We start from the raw sequence: 17,689 nt of genomic DNA, 5'->3' as shown, positions 1-17,689 counted from the left end.
CGGGTGTCCACGGTCGACGAGTTGCAGGCCGCATTGGCGCTGTCGCGGGCCAACGAAGCACGCTACCGTCTGCTGCTCGACAACAGCACCGAAGTCAGCTGGATGGTCGATTGCGCGACGCTGCTTCTTACCTGGCTCAGCCCTGCGGCCGAGCGCCAGTTCGGCTACACCTTGGCCACCGCCGACACCGTGGCGGCCGGCCTGCTGGTCGATCTGGCGCCGCGCCTGGCGCGCTTCGCGGCCGGTGACGCCAGCCGCCGCCACCTGGTGCGCGAGACCGAGCTGGCGCACGCCGACGGCCGCGTGGTGCCGGTCGAAATCGATTCCACCCTGATCCTCGACGACGCCGGCGCGCCGGTGACCGTGGTCGGCGTGGTGCGCGACCTGACGCCGCGCCGCGAACTGGCCGAGCAGCAGAAGAAATTCGCCTCCATGCTGTCGCACGAATTCCGCACGCCGCTGTCGACCATCGACGGCGCCGTGCAGCGGCTGGAGATGACCGGCGCCCATCACGACGAAGGCACCCGCAAGCGCTACCGCAAGATACAAACGGCGGTCGACCGCATGTTGGCGATGCTCGACGAGTACCTGTCGCCGGAGCGCATGGCCAGCATCGGCCGCGCGCGCCAGCCCGACGAGATCTCGCCGGCGGCGCTGCTGCAATCGGTCGCCGAGCAGGCCCGCAGCCGGCGCAGCCGCGTCGATCTACGCGTGGAAGCGCTGCCGCAATGGATGCGCTGCGACCCCGCCGGCATCCGCCTGTGCCTGGAAATATTGGTCGACAACGCGATCAAATACACGGATGCGAATACTCCGTTAGAATTGCTGGGCAAAATTGCGAAGGAGGGCGGTGTCGAGTTCCTCGTGCGCGATGGCGGGGCCGGCGTGCCGGAAGCGGAAATGGAAAAAATCTTCGCCAAGGCCTACCGCGGCAGCAACGCCGCCGGCGTGCCCGGCTCGGGCCTTGGTTTGTATATGACACGCGTGATCGCCGACGTCCACGGCGGCACGGTCACCGTCCAAAATGTTTCTGAAAGCGGCGCGGAATTTCGGATTTGGCTGCCGGTGGCGACCATGCCCGGGAAAAGCCTTGCGCGAGCGGGTGGCAACAGTGATAATTCCCCGAATACAAGCTGAAGCAGTACGGGCGCAAAGCTCAACAATCGATCAAATGGCGCATCAATGACGCAAATACTTATCGTGGAAGACAATCTGGACTACGCCGAAGAAATGGCAGAGTTCCTGATTGAGCTACAACACGAAGTGCATATCACGAACAACGCCAGCGATATGTGGACGGCCTTGAGCCATGGAAACGTGGGAGTGGTGGTGCTGGATCTCGGCTTGCCCGATGAAGACGGTTTCAACGTCATTCCGCGCATGCGCCAGCTTTACCCGCAGATCGGCCTGCTGGTGCTCACCGGCCGCGTCGCCTTCGACAACCGCATTCTCGGTTTGCGCCTCGGCGCCGACCACTACCTGACCAAGCCGATCAAATTCCCCGAGCTGGCCGCGCACATCGAGGCGCTCGACCGCCGCGTCGGTCCGCAGGAAACCATTCCGCTGCCGAGCAAGTGGACCTTGCGGGTCAGCGCCCGCCAGCTCGAACTGCAGGGCATGGCCATCACCCTGACGGAAAAGGAATGCAATTTCCTGCATCTGCTGACGATTAACACCCGGCCGGTGCCGCGCCAGGTCATCGTCGCCGGCATCGGCGGCGACGATCCGGACGCCGGCCGCCGCGTCGACATGCTGGTGTATCGCCTGCGCAAAAAGGCGCGCACCGGCCTCGGCCAGGATCTGCCGCTGCGCAGCGCCTATGGCGAAGGCTACAGCCTGTCCGCCAGCTTCAACCTGTCCTGAGCAAAACCACTTCTTTGACGCAAGTCGTCCTGGGCAAAGCAATTTATTTGATTTTGCGCAGTGCATTGTGAGAATTTGTGAGTTTCCGTAGGGCATCTCCATCGTAGTATGACTCCTCAACCGCTGTTTTTTGAGGAGTACTGCGATGCGTTTCACCGATTTGAAAATAGGGGTGCGGCTGGCCGGCGGCTTCGGCCTGGTCATGCTGCTCATCGTTGGCATGGCCATGGCCGGCATCTGGCGCCTGCAGTCGGTCGGCGACCTGACCGAGGAAATGGTCGGCAGCGCCAGCGTCAAGGAGCGCCTGACGGCCGAGTGGCACAACCAGATCGGCATCAGCGGCATCGGTGTGCTGGCCTTCGCCCGCAACACTGAAACGGCCGAGTCCCCCGCGATCACCGAGAAAGCCGCCGCCACCCGGGCGCGCGTCAACGCCATCCAGAAACAACTCGAACCGATGCTCGTCAGCGACGAGGAAAAGGCGCTACTCGCCGCCGTCGCCTCGGTGCGCAAGGATTACGCGGCCAGCCGCGACGCCATGTTCAAACTGAAGAAAAGCGGCGACATCGAGGCCGCCCGCCGCCTGGCCGACGACCGGCTCGAGCCGCAGTTCGCCGCGTATTTAAGCAGCGTGGCCAAGATCGGCAAGTACGAGGCCGATGTCGGCCGCGAGCTGGCCGCCGACGTGCAGCAACAGTACCGTTCCGGCCAGCACTTCCTGCTGGCGCTGGCGGCCGGCGCGCTGGCGCTGGGCGCCTGGTTCGCCTATGTGATCGGGGTGTCGATCACGCGCCCGATCCACCAGGCGGTGGTGGTGGCGCAAACCGTGGCCGCCGGCGACTTGAGCAGCAAGATCGAGGTGCGCAGCAAGGACGAGACCGGTCAGCTGTTGCAGGCCCTGAAGGACATGAACGCCAGCCTGGTCAACATCGTCGGTCAGGTGCGCAGCGGCACCGACACCATCGCCACCGCCTCCGGCGAGATCGCCCACGGCAACCTGGACCTGTCGGCGCGCACCGAGCAGCAGGCCAGCTCGCTGCAGCAGACGGCGTCGTCGATGGAGGAGCTGACCGCCACCGTCAAGCAGAACGGCGACAACTCACGCCAGGCGCACACCCTGGCGCTGTCGGCGTCCGAGGTGGCCGTCAAGGGCGGCAACGTGGTCGAGCAGGTGGTCGACACCATGACGGAGATCAACGCGTCGGCGCACAAGATCGTCGATATCATCGCCGTCATCGACGGCATCGCCTTCCAGACCAACATCCTGGCCTTGAACGCGGCGGTCGAGGCGGCCCGCGCCGGCGAGCAGGGACGCGGCTTCGCGGTGGTGGCGTCCGAGGTGCGCAACCTGGCCCAGCGCAGCGCGGCGGCGGCCAAGGAAATCAAAACCCTGATCAGCGATTCGGTCAACAAGGTGGAGACCGGCGCCAGGCTGGTGGCCGAGGCCGGCACCACGATGCGCGAGATCGTCGCCAACGTCGGCCGGGTGACCGATATCATCGGCGAAATCACCAGCGCCAGCGTGGAGCAGACTGCCGGTATCGAGCAGATCAACCGCGCCATCGCGCAGATGGACCAGGTCACGCAGCAGAACGCGGCGCTGGTCGAGGAGGCGGCGGCGGCGTCGGCGGCGTTGGAGGACCAGAGCGGCGCGCTGGCCAAGGTGGTCAGCGTGTTCCAGCTGTCCAGCCCCGGCGGGAAAAACAGGGACAGAGTCGCGCCGTTTTTGCTGCGCGCGTGATTAATCGGGGACAGAGTAGTGTAGAATCGGCGTTTCGCCCACTGCCGCCCGATTAACATAGGAGACACGTAGGGCGGATTAGCGCAGCGTAATCGGCCATGCATGCGCCATCGAGACGCATGCATGGCCGATTACGGCGTTCCGCCTAATCCGCCCTACGTGTCACTCGGGCGGATTTACCTTTAGCTTATCTATGGCCCGCCTCCCACGCCTGATCGTCCCCGCCCAGCCGCACCACGTTATCCAGACCGGTAACAACGACCAACTGATCTTCCACGATGCCGAGGATTACCAGGCTTTCCACGGCTGGCTGCGCACCGCCGCCAAAAACCACAAGGTGGCGGTGCATGCCTACGTGCTGATGCCCAACCACCTGCATTTGCTGGTCACGCCATCCGATGAAAACGGCCTGGGCCAGATGATGCAATGGATCGGCCGCTACTACGTGCCCTACTTCAACCAGAAATATAGCCGCAGTGGAACTTTGTGGAACGGACGCTACAAAACCTCGTTGATCGACGCGGATGAATACTTCATGCTGTGCAGCCGCTATATCGAATTCAACCCGGTCCGCAACGGCATGGTCGCCCGCGCCGAGGACTATCCCTGGTCCAGCTATTGCCACCACGCCGGCATCCGCTCGGACGGCCTGGTGGTCGACCACGCGCAGTTCTGGGCGCTCGGCAATACGCCATTCCAGCGCGAGGCGGCATACACCGCCATCAGCGAGCCGCCGCTGACGGACGAGCAGATCGCCTCAATCAGCAAGGCGCTGCTGAAGGGCTGGCCGCTGGGATCGGACCAGTTCAAGACGGCTTTACAGAACAAGGTCAAGCGTCAGGTGCTGCCCGCGAAGCGGGGCCGCCCCTTCAAAATCAAGACTGAATCCGCTTAAGCTAATTCGGCCAAACCGCAGGAAGCTGACGTTCCTGCGGTTTTTCTTTATTCGGTTTCACTCTGTCCCTAATTAAAATTTTTAGCAACTTCAAAAAATTTAATTCGACTCCGACCCTATTTGTTATGGTTGTCTTTTACGCTGCATTGCACTACTCTAGTTTCTCATTAGCCTAATTGCCAGCGGAGAAGCCCCATGAAAGCCCAAGGTCTGTACGATCCTTCCAATGAACACGATGCCTGCGGCGTCGGATTCGTCGCCCACATCAAGGGAAATAAAAGCCACTCCATCGTCGAACAGGGTCTGCTGATCCTGAAGAACCTCGATCACCGGGGCGCCGTGGGCGCCGATGCGCTGATGGGCGACGGCGCCGGTATCCTGATCCAGATCCCGGACCAGTACTACCGCGACGAGATGGCCAAGCAGGGCGTGGAACTGCCTCCGCCGGGCGAATATGGCGTCGGCATGGTGTTCCTGCCGAAGGAAAACGCTTCCCGCATCGCCTGTGAACAGGAAATCGAGCGCTCGGTGCGCGCCGAAGGCCAGGTCGTGCTGGGCTGGCGCAACGTGCCGGTCGACTGCGACATGCCGATGTCGCCGACCGTGCGCGCCAAAGAGCCGGTGATCCGCCAGATCTTTATTGGCCGTGGCGCCGACATCATGGTGACCGACGCGCTGGAACGCAAACTGTATGTGATCCGCAAATCGTCCGGCCACGCCATCCAGGCGCTCAAGCTGCTGCACGGTAAGGAATTCTTCGTCGCTTCGATGTCCGCCCGCACCATCGTCTACAAAGGCCTGCTGCTGGCCGACCAGGTCGGCGTGTACTACAAGGACCTGCAGGACGCGCGCTGCGTGTCGGCGCTGGCGCTGGTGCACCAGCGTTTCTCGACCAACACCTTCCCGGAGTGGCCGCTGGCCCACCCGTACCGCCTGATCGCCCACAACGGCGAGATCAACACCGTCAAAGGCAACTTCAACTGGATGCGCGCGCGCGAAGGCGTGATGAAGTCCGCCGTGCTGGGCGAAGACCTGCAGAAGCTGTTCCCGCTGATCTATGAAGGCCAGTCGGACACCGCCTGCTTCGACAACGCGCTCGAACTGCTGCTGATGGCGGGCTATCCGATCGCCCAGGCGATGATGATGATGATCCCGGAAGCCTGGGAAAATCACGGCACGATGGACGACAATCGCCGTGCGTTCTACGAATATCATGCCGCGATGATGGAACCATGGGACGGCCCGGCCGCCATGGCCTTCACCGACGGCCGCTACATCGGCGGCACCCTGGACCGCAACGGTTTGCGTCCGGCGCGTTACATCGTCACCGACGACGACTTGGTGGTGATGGCGTCGGAATCGGGCGTGTTGCCGATTCCCGAGTCGAAAATCATCCAGAAATGGCGTTTGCAGCCGGGCAAGATGTTCCTGATCGACCTGGAAGCGGGCCGCATCATCGACGATAAAGAGCTCAAAGACACCTACGCCAACGCCAAGCCGTACAAGGCGTGGATCAACGCCGTGCGCATCAAGCTCAACGAAATCAAGCTGAGCGAAAGCCAGTTGGCGCACAACCGCGTCAAGTACAGCGCCGCGCCGGGCGAAAAAGCCGTCGCGTCCGTGCTGGACCGCCAGCAGGCGTTCGGCTACACCCAGGAAGACCTGAAGTTCCTGATGGCGCCGATGGCCGCCGCCGGCGAAGAGGCGACCGGCTCGATGGGCAATGACTCGCCGCTGGCCGTCATGTCCAACAAGCTCAAGCCGCTGTACAACTACTTCAAGCAGCTGTTCGCCCAGGTGACCAACCCGCCGATCGACCCGATCCGCGAAGCGATGGTGATGTCGCTGGTGTCGTTCATCGGCCCCAAGCCTAACCTGCTGGACACCAACAACGTCAACCCGCCGATGCGCCTGGAAGTGTCGCAGCCTATTCTGGGCTTCGACGACATGGCCCGTCTGCGCGGCATCAGCCTGCACACCGGCGGCAAGTTCAAGTCGTACGAGCTGAGCATCTGCTACCCGCTGGCCTGGGGCAAGGAAGGCGTTGAAGCCTGCCTGGCCTCGCTGTGCGCCGAGGCGGTCGACGCCGTCAAATCCGGTCACAACATCCTGATCGTCTCGGACCGCTCGATCGGCGCCGATCGTGTCGCCATCCCCGCGCTTCTGGCCACATCGACCGTGCATCAGCACTTGGTCAGCAAAGGCCTGCGCGCCTCGACCGGTCTGGTCGTCGAAACCGGCTCGGCCCGCGAAACGCACCACTTCGCGCTGCTGGCAGGCTACGGCGCGGAAGCGATCCACCCGTACCTGGCGATGGAAACGCTGGTCGAGCTGGCGCACGGCATGCCGGGCGACATGTCCGGCGACAAGGCCGTCTACAACTACACCAAGGCCATCGGCAAGGGCCTGATGAAGGTGATGTCGAAGATGGGCATCTCCACTTATATGTCGTACTGCGGCGCGCAGATCTTCGAAGCCGTCGGCCTGAACAAGTCGCTGGTCGACAAGTACTTCAAGGGCACCGCCTCGAACGTCGAGGGTATCGGCGTGTTCGAAGTGGCCGAGGAAGCGCTGCGTCTGCATAACCTGGCCTTCGGCGACGATCCGGTGCTTGCCAACAACCTGGACGCCGGCGGCGAGTACGCCTTCCGCGTGCGCGGCGAGGACCACCTGTGGACCCCGGACGCGATCGCCAAGTTGCAGCACTCGACCCGCAGCAACAACTTCTCCAGCTATAAAGAGTACGCGCAGATCATCAACGACCAGAGCAAGCGTCACCTGACCCTGCGTGGCCTGTTCGAGTTCAAGCTGGACCCGACCAAGGCGATTCCGCTGGAGGAAGTCGAGCCTGCCAAGGAAATCGTCAAGCGTTTCGCCACCGGTGCGATGTCGATGGGTTCGATCTCGACCGAGGCGCACGCGACCCTGGCCGTGGCGATGAACCGCATCGGCGGCAAGTCCAACACCGGCGAAGGCGGCGAGGACCCATCGCGCTACACGATGGAACTGAAAGGTATCAAGATCAAGCAGGGCGAGACCATGGCTTCGGTCATGGGCAAAGAGCAGATGGTGGTCGACATTCCGTTGCAGGAAGGCGATTCGCTGCGCTCGCGCATCAAGCAGGTGGCTTCGGGCCGTTTCGGCGTCACCGCCGCCTACCTGAACTCGGCCGACCAGATCCAGATCAAGATGGCCCAGGGCGCCAAGCCTGGCGAAGGCGGCCAGCTGCCCGGCCATAAAGTGTCGGAATACATCGCGACCTTGCGCTTCTCGGTGCCTGGCGTGGGTCTGATCTCGCCGCCGCCGCACCATGACATTTATTCGATCGAAGACCTGGCGCAGCTGATCCACGATCTGAAGAACGCCAACCCGCGCGCCTCGATCTCGGTCAAGCTGGTGTCGGAAGTGGGCATCGGCACCGTCGCCGCCGGCGTCACCAAGGCCAAGGCCGACCACGTCGTGGTCGCCGGCCATGACGGCGGCACGGGCGCCTCGCCGCTGTCGTCGGTCAAGCACGCCGGCACCCCTTGGGAGCTGGGCCTGGCTGAAACCCAGCAAACCCTGGTGCTGAACGGCCTGCGCAGCCGTATTCGCGTGCAAGCGGATGGCCAGATGCGCACCGGCCGCGACGTTGTCATCGCCGCCATGCTGGGCGCCGACGAGATCGGCTTCGCCACCGCGCCGCTGGTGGTCGAAGGTTGCATCATGATGCGCAAATGCCATCTGAACACTTGCCCGGTCGGCGTCGCCACCCAGGATCCTGTGCTGCGCGCCAAGTTCTCCGGCAAGCCTGAGTATGTCGTGAACTACTTCTTCTTCGTCGCCGAGGAAGCCCGTCAGCTGATGGCGCAACTGGGCATCCGCACCTATGACGAGTTGATCGGCCGCGTCGACCTGCTGGACAAGTCGAAGGCGATCACGCACTGGAAGGCCAAGGGCCTGGACTTCAGCGCCATCTTCTACCAGCCGGAAGTGCAGGATGGCCACTCGATCTATCACACGATGGACCAGGACCACGGCCTCGACAAGGCGCTCGACCACAAGCTGATCGCGCAAGCCAAGGCCGCGCTGGAGAAGGGCGAGCGCGTCTCGTTCATCTCGCCGGTGCGCAACGTCAACCGCACCGTCGGCACCATGCTGTCGGGCGAAGTGGCCAAGCGCTATGGCCACGCCGGCCTGCCGGACGACACCATCCACATCCAGCTGCAGGGCACGGCCGGCCAGTCGGCCTGCGCCTTCCTGGCGCACGGCATCACGATTGACCTGGTCGGCGAAGGCAACGATTACGTCGGCAAGGGCTTGTCGGGCGGCCGCATCATCGTGCGTCCGAACACCGAGTTCCGCGGCTGGGCCGTCAACAACATCATCATCGGTAACACGGTGCTGTACGGCGCGATCAGCGGCGAAGCGTTCTTCAACGGTGTGGCCGGCGAGCGTTTCGCGGTGCGCAACTCGGGCGCCACGGCGATCGTCGAAGGCACCGGCGACCACGGCTGCGAATACATGACCGGCGGCACCGTTGTCGTGCTGGGCGGCACCGGCCGCAACTTCGCGGCGGGCATGTCGGGCGGTATCGCCTATGTGTACGACCCGGACGGCGATTTCGAAACGCGCTGCAACACCGCGATGGTGTCGCTGGAGCCGGTGTTGACCGCCAAGCAGCAGGAAGCGGACAAGGCCACATGGCACATCCAGCACAAGGACAACGGCGCGGAAGCGGACGAGGTGATCCTGAAGCGCTTGATCGAGCGCCACTTCAAGCACACCGGCAGTACGCGCGCCCGTCTGTTGCTGGACAACTGGGCCGATGGCCGCAGCAAGTTCGTCAAGGTATTCCCAAGCGAATACAAACGCGCCCTGGCCGAAATGGCCGAGGACGTGGCGAACGAAGCCGCCGCCGTACAGCCTATCGCCGCCTGAGCGCCTCCGACCGACGTCGTTGACTGAATATATTTAAGGATTTATCGTGGGTAAAATCACCGGTTTCATGGAATTCCAGCGCCAGGACGAGGGCTATCTGCCACCAGCGGCGCGTTTGAAGAACTACGCCGAGTTCGTCATCCCCCTGACCAACGAGCAGGCCAAGGTGCAGGGCGCGCGCTGCATGGATTGCGGCATCCCGTTCTGCAACACGGGCTGCCCGGTCAACAACATCATCCCTGACTGGAACGATCTGGTTTATCGCGGCAACTACCGCGAAGCGCTGGACACCCTGCACTCGACTAACAACTTCCCGGAATTCACCGGCCGCATCTGCCCGGCGCCGTGCGAGTCCGCCTGTACCCTGGGCATCAACAATGATCCGGTCGGCATCAAGTCGATCGAGCACAAGATCATCGACGAAGGCTGGGAGCACGGCTGGGTCGTGCCGCAGCCTGCGGCCGAACAGACCGGCAAGAAAGTGGCCGTGGTCGGCTCCGGCCCGGCCGGCCTGGCGGCGGCGCAGCAGCTGGCGCGCGCCGGCCACGCCGTGACCGTGTTCGAGAAGAGCGACCGCGTCGGCGGCCTGCTGCGTTACGGCATTCCAGACTTCAAGATGGAAAAGTCGCACATCGACCGCCGTATCAAGCAGATGGAAGCCGAAGGCGTCGTGTTCCGCACCAGCGTGTTGGTGGGCAAGGACTTCCCGGCCAACGTCAACAACTGGGCCAAGGAAACCATTTTCCCGGAAGACCTGGAAAAGGAATACGACGCGGTCATCCTGGCCGGCGGCGCCGAGCAGCCGCGCGACCTGCCGGTGCCGGGTCGTGAACTGAAGGGCGTGCATTTCGCGATGGACTTCCTGCCGCTGCAAAACAAGGTCAACGCCGGCGACAAGGTCAAGGACCAACTGAAGGCCACCGGCAAGCACGTGGTCGTCATCGGCGGCGGCGACACCGGTTCCGACTGCGTCGGCACTTCCAACCGCCACGGCGCCGCCTCGGTCACCCAGTTCGAACTGATGCCTATGCCACCGGAGCAAGAGAACAAGCCGCTGGTGTGGCCGTACTGGCCGACCAAGCTGCGCACCTCGTCGTCGCACGAGGAAGGTTGCGAGCGCGATTGGGCGGTCGCCACCAAGCGTCTGGAAGGCAAGGGCGGCAAGGTCGAGAAGCTGATCGCCTGCCGCGTCGAATGGAAAGACGGCAAGATGGCTGAAGTGCCGAACTCGGAATTCGAAATGAAGGCCGACCTGGTGCTGCTGGCAATGGGCTTCGTATCGCCGGTCGCCAACGTGCTGGATGCGTTCGGCATCGACAAGGATGCGCGCGGCAACGCCAAGGCCACCACCGATGGCGAGGGTTGCTACAAGACTTCCGCGCCTAAAGTGTTTGCCGCCGGCGACGTGCGCCGTGGCCAGTCGCTGGTGGTGTGGGCGATCCGCGAAGGCCGCCAGTGCGCGCGCGCGGTCGACGAGTTCCTGATGGGCTATTCCGACCTGCCACGTTAATTAGCAGCGGAACGGTTTGCTTCCCAGCCGGGAGCGAGTGGGTGATCCCCGTTCGCTGCCCGGTTTTTTTATTCCCAAACCTCGGGGTCAAGTCTGACATTCGGACACGGGCTAAGCCGTAGAAAGGAAGCTCCCTACCTACGCATGGGTTCATGTCCGAATGTCAGACTTCGTATATTGAGATTACCGCCTCGGCACCGGATAATACAGATGTTGATGCGGTCAGGCGGAGTGACACCGTTCAGACTTAGTGCCGACGAGCACGTGGGTCAGATAGGTGCCTTCGCCTGTTTCATTTTATAAGTCCGAACGGTATCTGGGGCCATCGCGTTAGCGCGTAAGCCCGCATACGAGGAAGGTCAAAAATGGATACGATAAGCGCTGCGGTAGGTATTGATGTCAGTAAGAAGAAGCTCGATGTGGCCTTGTTGGTGGACGGGAAGATTAAGGCCAAGGTAGTTGAAAATTGTGCCAAGGGCCATCAGGCGTTGGTGGACTGGCTTGGTAAATCCAAAGTGCCGCTGTCGGCGATGCATGTGTGCATGGAAGCGACTGGGGTCTATTCTGAACCGGTAGCGCTAGCTTTGCATCAAGTCGGCATGCTGGTGAGCGTGGTCAATCCTGCCTGCATCAAAGGCTTTGGCCACAGCGAAAATATACGCAATAAGAACGATGAAATCGATGCAGGCTTGATTGCGCGCTACTGCCGTGCGATGGCACCGCCGGCCTGGCATCCACCGCCTCTCGAGCAGCGCCAGCTGCGGGCGTGGTCGTTGCGCGTACAGGCATTAAAAGATATTCGCCAGCAAGAAGAAAATCGGATGGAGGCGTTAAGCATCAGTGGGCTCGATGATGTAGCAGAACACGTCAAGCAGCACATCGCCTGGCTGAGCGCTGAGATTGAAAAGCTCGAAGATGATATCGACGACCACATTGACCGTCATCCTGATCTCAAACGTGACGCCGATTTACTGGTCAGCATTCCTGGCTTGGGGATGACGACGGTGGCCAAAATCCTGGGCCACCTCGGCAACATTCGACGATTTGACAGCGCTAAGGCATTTGCAGCCTTTCTCGGAGTAACACCCAAACAGCGCAGTTCCGGGAGTTCGCTCAAAGGACGAACCGTGATCAGTCGAACTGGCAGCACGTCGATGCGTGCCGCACTCTACATGCCAAGCTTAGTGGGGAGCCGGCATAACCCCATACTACGTCGTTTCGCAGAGCGATTGGCCACCACTGGCATGGCAAAGAAGGCCGTAGTCGGCGCCGTGATGCATAAACTCGCCCACCTGATCTACGGGGTGATTCACAACGGCAAGCCCTTTGACGCAAATTATTTGCTGAAAGGGCTTGCTATTCAAGACGGTATCTGACCCCCGCACTGCTCAGACTTGCCCGCCGTGCTGCTTACAGCCCCAGCAGCCGCTCGGCGTTGCCGTGGGCGATCAACGCCTTGTCCGTGTCGCTGACCGGCAGGCGTTCGATGAACGCCCGCGCGCCGTCCAGGCTCTGATATGGATAATCGATCGAGTACAGGATGCGCTCCGCGCCCAGCACCGCACGGATGAACTGGAAGTGCGGCATCGTCAGCATACCGCTGGGCGACACGTAAACATGCTCGCGGTAGGTCTGGACGATGGGGCGGCGCAGGCCGGAGGCCTCTTGTGGAATCGAATCTTCCAGTCGTTGCAGGAAGAACGGCACCATCTCGCCCCAGTGGCCACTGATGACTTGTAGGCCGGGGTAGCGATCGAATATGCCGGCGAGCAGCATGCGCACGACCTGGATGCCGGCTTCGTTATGCCAGCCCCAGGCGAACATCGCCAGCCGCGCGCCAAGTTCGCGCTCGAACCCGCCGTAGTAGGGCGCCTGCACCGCCGGCAACGGCAGGCCGGGATGAACATACAGCGGCACCTTCAACTCGTCGAAGGCGGCGAGGATGGGCGCGTAGCGCGGATCGTCGAGGAAGCTGTCGCCGGGACGGCCGTTGATCAGCGCGCCCTTCAGGCCGAGCTGCGTGACGGCGCGCTCGAGTTCGCGCGCCGCCGCCTCCGGCGCCTGCCAGGGGAGGGTGGCGAAGCCGGCGAAGCGCGTCGGGTGCGCTTGCGCGGCCGTGGCCAGCCGGTCGTTGGCCGCGCGGTTCAGGTCGATCGCCTGCGCGTCGGGCAATAGCTGCGGAAAGCCGCCGTAGGAGAGCACCTGCATCGTGATGCCGGCGCTGTCCATGTCGGCCAGGCGCGGCGCGCCCATCTCCAGCCCCTTGCGGGTCGATTCGCTGGCGGCGATGACGTGCGGCCGGGCGGGGTCGGCCACGTGCACGCCGTCGGTCACCCGGCTGCCCCAATCTGGCAGATAGGGCGCCTGCGCCAGGGCCAGTCGTTGCGTGGCGGCGCCGATGGCCGGATCGAGTACATGCTCTTCAACACAGATCAGTTTCATCGCGCCCTCCAGGTTGTCGCGTTACGCCAGCAAGGCGTCGCGCAGCGCCACGCCCAGGCTGCCGGCCGATTGCGGGTTTTGACCTGTGATCAGGCGGCCGTCGACCACCACGTTGTCGGCCCAGTTGGCGGCGTTCTGGTGGTGCGCGCCGCGTTCGGTGAGCGTGCTCGCCAGCAGGAACGGCACGACGTGGGTCGACTGCACCTCCTCCTCTTCGTCGTCGGTGAAGGCGGCCAGACGCTTGCCGGCCACCAGCAGGGAGCCGTCGGCGCGGCGGGCGTTGACCAGCGCCGCCGGTCCGTGGCACACGGCCGAGACGATGCCGCCGGCCGCGTCGATTGCGCGGATGGCGTTTTGCGCGGCGGCGTTGTCGGGGAAGTCCCACATCGTGCCGTGGCCGCCGGCGAAGAAAATGGCCGAATAGCGCGCCGGATCGATGTCGTCCAGCGGCAGCGTGTGGGCGATGGCTTGGCGGAAGTCGGCGTCGGCCCAGTAACGCGCGATGACCGGGTCGCTCATGTCCTCAAGGCCGTCGAGCGGGGCGTCGCCGCCCTTGGGCGAGGCGAATTCCACGGCGATGCCGGCCGCTTGCAGTTTTTCCAGCGGGTGCGTCACCTCGGCCAGGTTGTAGCCGGTGGGAATGCCTGTCGCGCCCTTGACGGCGTTGCTGCTGACGACGAACAGGACGGGTTTGAGTGCGGATGCTTGCTTGGTCATGTATTGGTTTCCTTGATTGAAGCGAAAGTGATGTGGCGGCGTATTAAGCCTTGAGATTGGCGGCGAAGAAGAGCGCGAGCTTGGGCACGGCTTGGTCCACGTACTCGGGGCGGTCGTACAGCGCGATGTGGGTGGCGCCGTCGATGACGAACAACTCCTTCGGTCCGTTCGACAGCGCGTACGCCTGTTCGCTGTAGATCCTGGTGTCGGCGGCACTACCCGCGATCAACAGCAACGGTTGCGTCAGCAACTCCGGGATCAGGTGGAAGGTCGTAAACGCCAGCATCTTGTCCAGGCTGGCCATCGTAAAGCGGCCCTTGGAGTTGGGATGCTGACCGCGCGGCGTGCGGTAGTAATCGTAACCTTCGCGTAACATCGTCGGCGTGTGCTCGTCGATGTCTTCCAGGCCTTCCGGAACGAAGGGGACATAGGCCGGTGGCGCGCCCCGGGCCTCGGCGGTACGCTGCGCGGCCGCCGCTTCCATCGTCCCGATCAGTTCTGCCGTTGGTATCGGTACGCCGAACGCGCTGCGGGCCGCCTCGCCCATCGGCGTGGCGCTGATCCCGGCTACCGCCTTGAAGCGGCGCTCACTCTGGGCGACGGCCAGCGCGTAACCACCGCCGGCGCAGATGCCGTACACGGCCATGCGCTCGGCGTCGACGTACGGCAGCGTGGTGAGGAAGTCGGCTGCGCAGCGCGCATCTTCAACCCGGACCGCCGGGTCTTCCAGCAAACGCGGTTCGCCGCCGCTGGCGCCCTGGTAGGACGAGTCATACACCACCACGATGAAGCCGTGCGCGGCGAGCCTGGCGGCATACAGGCCGATCGTTTGTTCCTTGACGCCGCCGGCCGGGTGTATCCCGACCAGGGCCGGATATTTGTTGTCTTCGCGGAAGTCGTCCGGCAGATGAAGGTGTCCGGAAAGCTGCACCGCTTTGTTGTGGAAGGCGACTGTCTTGATCATGGCGACTTTCAGTTGTTGGGAGGATGCGACGCCGGCTGTCATGCGATCAGGCGTTACCGGGCGCGAACAGCATCTCCCAGTTGAGGAAGGGGCCGAGCGGAATGACCTCCCAGTCGATCAGTCCGGCCTGCGCGAGCGGGAATTCGCGCAGCGCCTGCCTGGCCGCTTCGACCGACTCGCACTCGGCGATGATGGCCACGCCCGGGCGGTCCTGGCGGAAATACATATCGCGCACGACGCCGCTTTTGTAGAGCTGCCAGGCGTGGCGCGCCTCATCGAGCATGTGCGGCTGGTATTTTTCCATCGTGGCGCCGGGCTGGGGGATGTCGAGGCAAAGCAGTTTCATGGTGTGGCTCCTTGATCAGCAGAAAGAGGCCGGCGGCCGGGAACACCGCCGCGACGGCTAGGCGCTATGCTAAAGTAGAAAAATACGATCTTTGGTAGAGATAAATTCCGATGAAAGAAGAATTAAATTCCCCGATGATCCAGCTGGACGCGTTGCCGGCTGGCCAGGAGCGGCTGGACGGCATCACCATGTTCGTCGAGGTGGTGCGTCTGGGCGGGCTGGCGCGTGCCGCCGAGCACCTGGGCTTGACGCGCTCGGCGGTGGGGAAGGCGATGGCGCGGCTCGAGGCGCGGCTGGGCGCGCGCCTGTTCCACCGCGCCGCGCGGGTGCAAAGCCTGACCGAGGACGGCCAGATCTATCACGAGCACTGCCTGCGCGCGCTGGCGGCGATGCGCGCGGCCGAGGCGCAGATGCTGTCCGGCCGGCACGAGGTGGCGGGCCGGCTGCGTGTGTCGATGCCGGTGCTGTTCGGCCGCCATTGCGTGGCGCCCATCCTGCTGGAGTTGGCGCGCCGGCATCCGGCGCTGGACCTGTACCTGAGCTTTAGCGACCGCCCGGTGGACGTGCTGGCCGAAGGCTTCGACCTGGCCATCCGCAGCGGCGTGCTGGGCGCCGACAGCGACGGGCTGCGCGCGCGCAAGCTGGTGGTGCAGCGCAAGCGCGTGTGCGCGTCGCCGGCCTACCTGGCCGCCCACGGCGCGCCGCGCGACACGGCCGCGCTGGCCGCGCACAGCATCCTGCAGTACCGGCGCGGCGACCGCATCAACGTTTGGCAGTTAGCCGACGCCAGCGGGCGCATCGTCGACACGCCGCTGGCCTCGCGCCTGCAGCTCGACGACCTGGAGGCCATCGCCGACGCCGCCACCGCCGGGCTGGGCCTGGCCTGGCTGCCCGAATGGCTGGTGCGCGAGCGTCTGCGCGACGGCCGGCTGGTGGGCGTGCTCGACGATTTGCCAAGCGCGACGATGGATTGCTATGCCGTTTGGCCCGGCACCTCGCATATGCCGCTGCGCCTGCGCCTGGCGATCGACGCGCTGGTCGAGCAGCTCCCCGCCGCGCTGCTGTAAGCGGCTTGCGGCTTAAAACGGGCCGTGCTACCATTTTCCCCGTCGAAAGAGCGCTGACCCGATGGTAGCCCGGTCACCGTCCCTCCCCGGGGCGGCTGCTTTTCCCAACAGGGTATCCGCGACACCTGCACCGGCTTGCCGGTGGTACAGGTGTGCCCGCGGAAAACCCTCGTCCTCGTCGGCACACCTTCCCGTTTACAACCAAAGAAGGAGTCCCGACATGCATCTGACATCTAATACCATCCTCATCACCGGGGCCGCCGCCGGCATCGGCTTCGCGCTGGCGCGCCAACTCGCCGAGCGCGGCAACCAGGTCATCATCTGCGGACGCGGCGAAGAGTCGCTGCGCCGGGCCCAGGCGCAAGCGCCGGCCCTGATTACCCGCGTCTGCGACATCACGGACGCCGCCAGCCGCCAGGCCATGGTGGAGTGGCTGGCCGCCAACCATCCCGCGCTGAACGTGCTGATCAACAACGCCGGCGTGCAATACCGACGCAACTATCACGAGGCCGGAGCGCTCGACCAGCTGGAACAGGAGGTGGCGACCAATTTCACCGCCCCGGTGCGGCTGGTCGGCGAGCTGCTGCCCCTGCTGTTGCGGCAGCCGATGGCGGCAATCGTCAACGTCAGCTCGGGCCTGGCTTTCGCCCCGCTGGCCGACATCCCCATCTATTGCGCGACCAAGGCGGCCATGCATTCGTTTACGCTCACCCTGCGCCACCAGCTCAAAAGCACCGGCGTGCGGGTGGTGGAGATGGCGCCGCCCATCGTCGACACGGGCCTGGGCGGTGGGACGCGCAGTGGCGCCACCAGCGGCCAACCGATGATGTCTCCCGACGAGTTCGCCACGGAGGCGCTGATCCAACTGGCGGACGGCCGCGACGAGGTGCTGGTCGGCCTGTCGGCGGGCTCGCGCAAGATGGGCGAGGCGTTGTTCGAGCGCATGAACGGCGGCTGAACGGTTCTGTTCAGCCCGGCCCGCCCCCGATGCGCCTAAATCGGGGACTATGTGCCTGTCCGCACGGTTATTTATCCCGCGTCAGTCAGAATCCGGTAAGAGTTTTGCCCGCACACTGGCTACCGCGCCGCAGCAATGTAACATTTCATGCCTCGTGTAAATTGCTGACTTGAGATTCAGTAGTGTTGTATTATCTGCCACGCACCATAGCGCCAAAGGCCCGAAATCGGGGCCTCTCCAGCAGAGATTAACCTTTCTGCACTACA

General features: G+C 63.8%; 13 protein-coding genes. 9 read left to right on the top strand and 4 right to left on the bottom strand.

Translation table 11 applies throughout. The features are described from left to right. Positions 1–3: 3 nt before the first annotated feature. From NHH88_01005 to NHH88_00975, 7 genes are all read left to right on the top strand, one after another. A complete protein-coding gene (locus tag NHH88_01005; protein USX14407.1) occupies positions 4–1,137 on the top strand; it encodes a PAS domain-containing sensor histidine kinase in 1,134 nt (377 codons plus the stop codon). 45 nt (positions 1,138–1,182) lie between these two features. Further along, entirely contained in the window at positions 1,183–1,863 is a 681-nt protein-coding gene (locus tag NHH88_01000; protein ID USX14406.1) for a response regulator transcription factor, read from the top strand. 145 nt (positions 1,864–2,008) lie between these two features. Then, on the top strand, positions 2,009–3,604 hold the full coding sequence (locus NHH88_00995; protein ID USX14405.1) for a methyl-accepting chemotaxis protein: 1,596 nt from the start codon (positions 2,009–2,011) through the stop codon (positions 3,602–3,604). 193 nt (positions 3,605–3,797) lie between these two features. After that, positions 3,798–4,499, top strand: coding sequence for a transposase (locus tag NHH88_00990; protein USX14404.1), 702 nt, complete (start codon positions 3,798–3,800; stop codon positions 4,497–4,499). A gap of 195 nt (positions 4,500–4,694) precedes the next feature. Then, on the top strand, positions 4,695–9,419 hold the full coding sequence (locus NHH88_00985) for a glutamate synthase-related protein (GenBank protein USX14403.1): 4,725 nt from the start codon (positions 4,695–4,697) through the stop codon (positions 9,417–9,419). 46 nt (positions 9,420–9,465) lie between these two features. Next, entirely contained in the window at positions 9,466–10,929 is a 1,464-nt protein-coding gene (locus tag NHH88_00980; GenBank protein USX14402.1) for a glutamate synthase subunit beta, read from the top strand. A 365-nt stretch (positions 10,930–11,294) separates the two neighbouring features. Further along, the gene (locus NHH88_00975; protein USX14401.1) at positions 11,295–12,305 is read left to right on the top strand and encodes an IS110 family transposase; all 1,011 of its coding nucleotides are present in this window, start codon (positions 11,295–11,297) and stop codon (positions 12,303–12,305) included. Positions 12,306–12,339: 34 nt separating this feature from the next. Here NHH88_00975 and NHH88_00970 read toward each other — a convergent pair whose 3' ends face one another. From NHH88_00970 to NHH88_00955, 4 genes are read right to left on the bottom strand one after another with little or no spacing between them, the layout of a single operon-like run. After that, complete coding sequence (locus NHH88_00970) at positions 12,340–13,371, bottom strand: amidohydrolase family protein (protein USX14400.1); 1,032 nt, start codon at positions 13,369–13,371, stop codon at positions 12,340–12,342. 21 nt (positions 13,372–13,392) lie between these two features. Next, positions 13,393–14,088, bottom strand: coding sequence for a type 1 glutamine amidotransferase domain-containing protein (locus NHH88_00965; protein ID USX14399.1), 696 nt, complete (start codon positions 14,086–14,088; stop codon positions 13,393–13,395). Between the two features lie 43 nt (positions 14,089–14,131). Further along, positions 14,132–15,052: an alpha/beta hydrolase gene (locus NHH88_00960; protein USX14398.1), complete on the bottom strand. Its 921-nt coding sequence runs from the start codon at positions 15,050–15,052 to the stop codon at positions 14,132–14,134. Positions 15,053–15,098: 46 nt separating this feature from the next. Further along, the gene (locus NHH88_00955) at positions 15,099–15,398 is read right to left on the bottom strand and encodes a YciI family protein (protein ID USX14397.1); all 300 of its coding nucleotides are present in this window, start codon (positions 15,396–15,398) and stop codon (positions 15,099–15,101) included. 110 nt (positions 15,399–15,508) lie between these two features. Here NHH88_00955 and NHH88_00950 point away from each other — a divergent pair, with 110 nt between their 5' ends. Together NHH88_00950 and NHH88_00945 are read left to right on the top strand one after the other, a co-directional pair. Further along, positions 15,509–16,465 (top strand): LysR family transcriptional regulator, encoded by a 957-nt coding sequence (locus NHH88_00950; protein ID USX14396.1) that lies wholly within the window; start codon positions 15,509–15,511, stop codon positions 16,463–16,465. A gap of 220 nt (positions 16,466–16,685) precedes the next feature. Further along, entirely contained in the window at positions 16,686–17,423 is a 738-nt protein-coding gene (locus NHH88_00945) for an SDR family oxidoreductase (GenBank protein ID USX14395.1), read from the top strand. Positions 17,424–17,689: the final 266 nt, after the last annotated feature.

The sequence above is a fragment of the Oxalobacteraceae bacterium OTU3CAMAD1 genome (assembly GCA_024123915.1).
In the GTDB taxonomy this organism is placed as follows: domain Bacteria; phylum Pseudomonadota; class Gammaproteobacteria; order Burkholderiales; family Burkholderiaceae_D; genus Rugamonas.
The sequence above is the reverse complement of the archived record's forward strand: the minus strand, read 5'-3'. Positions and strand labels throughout refer to the sequence as shown.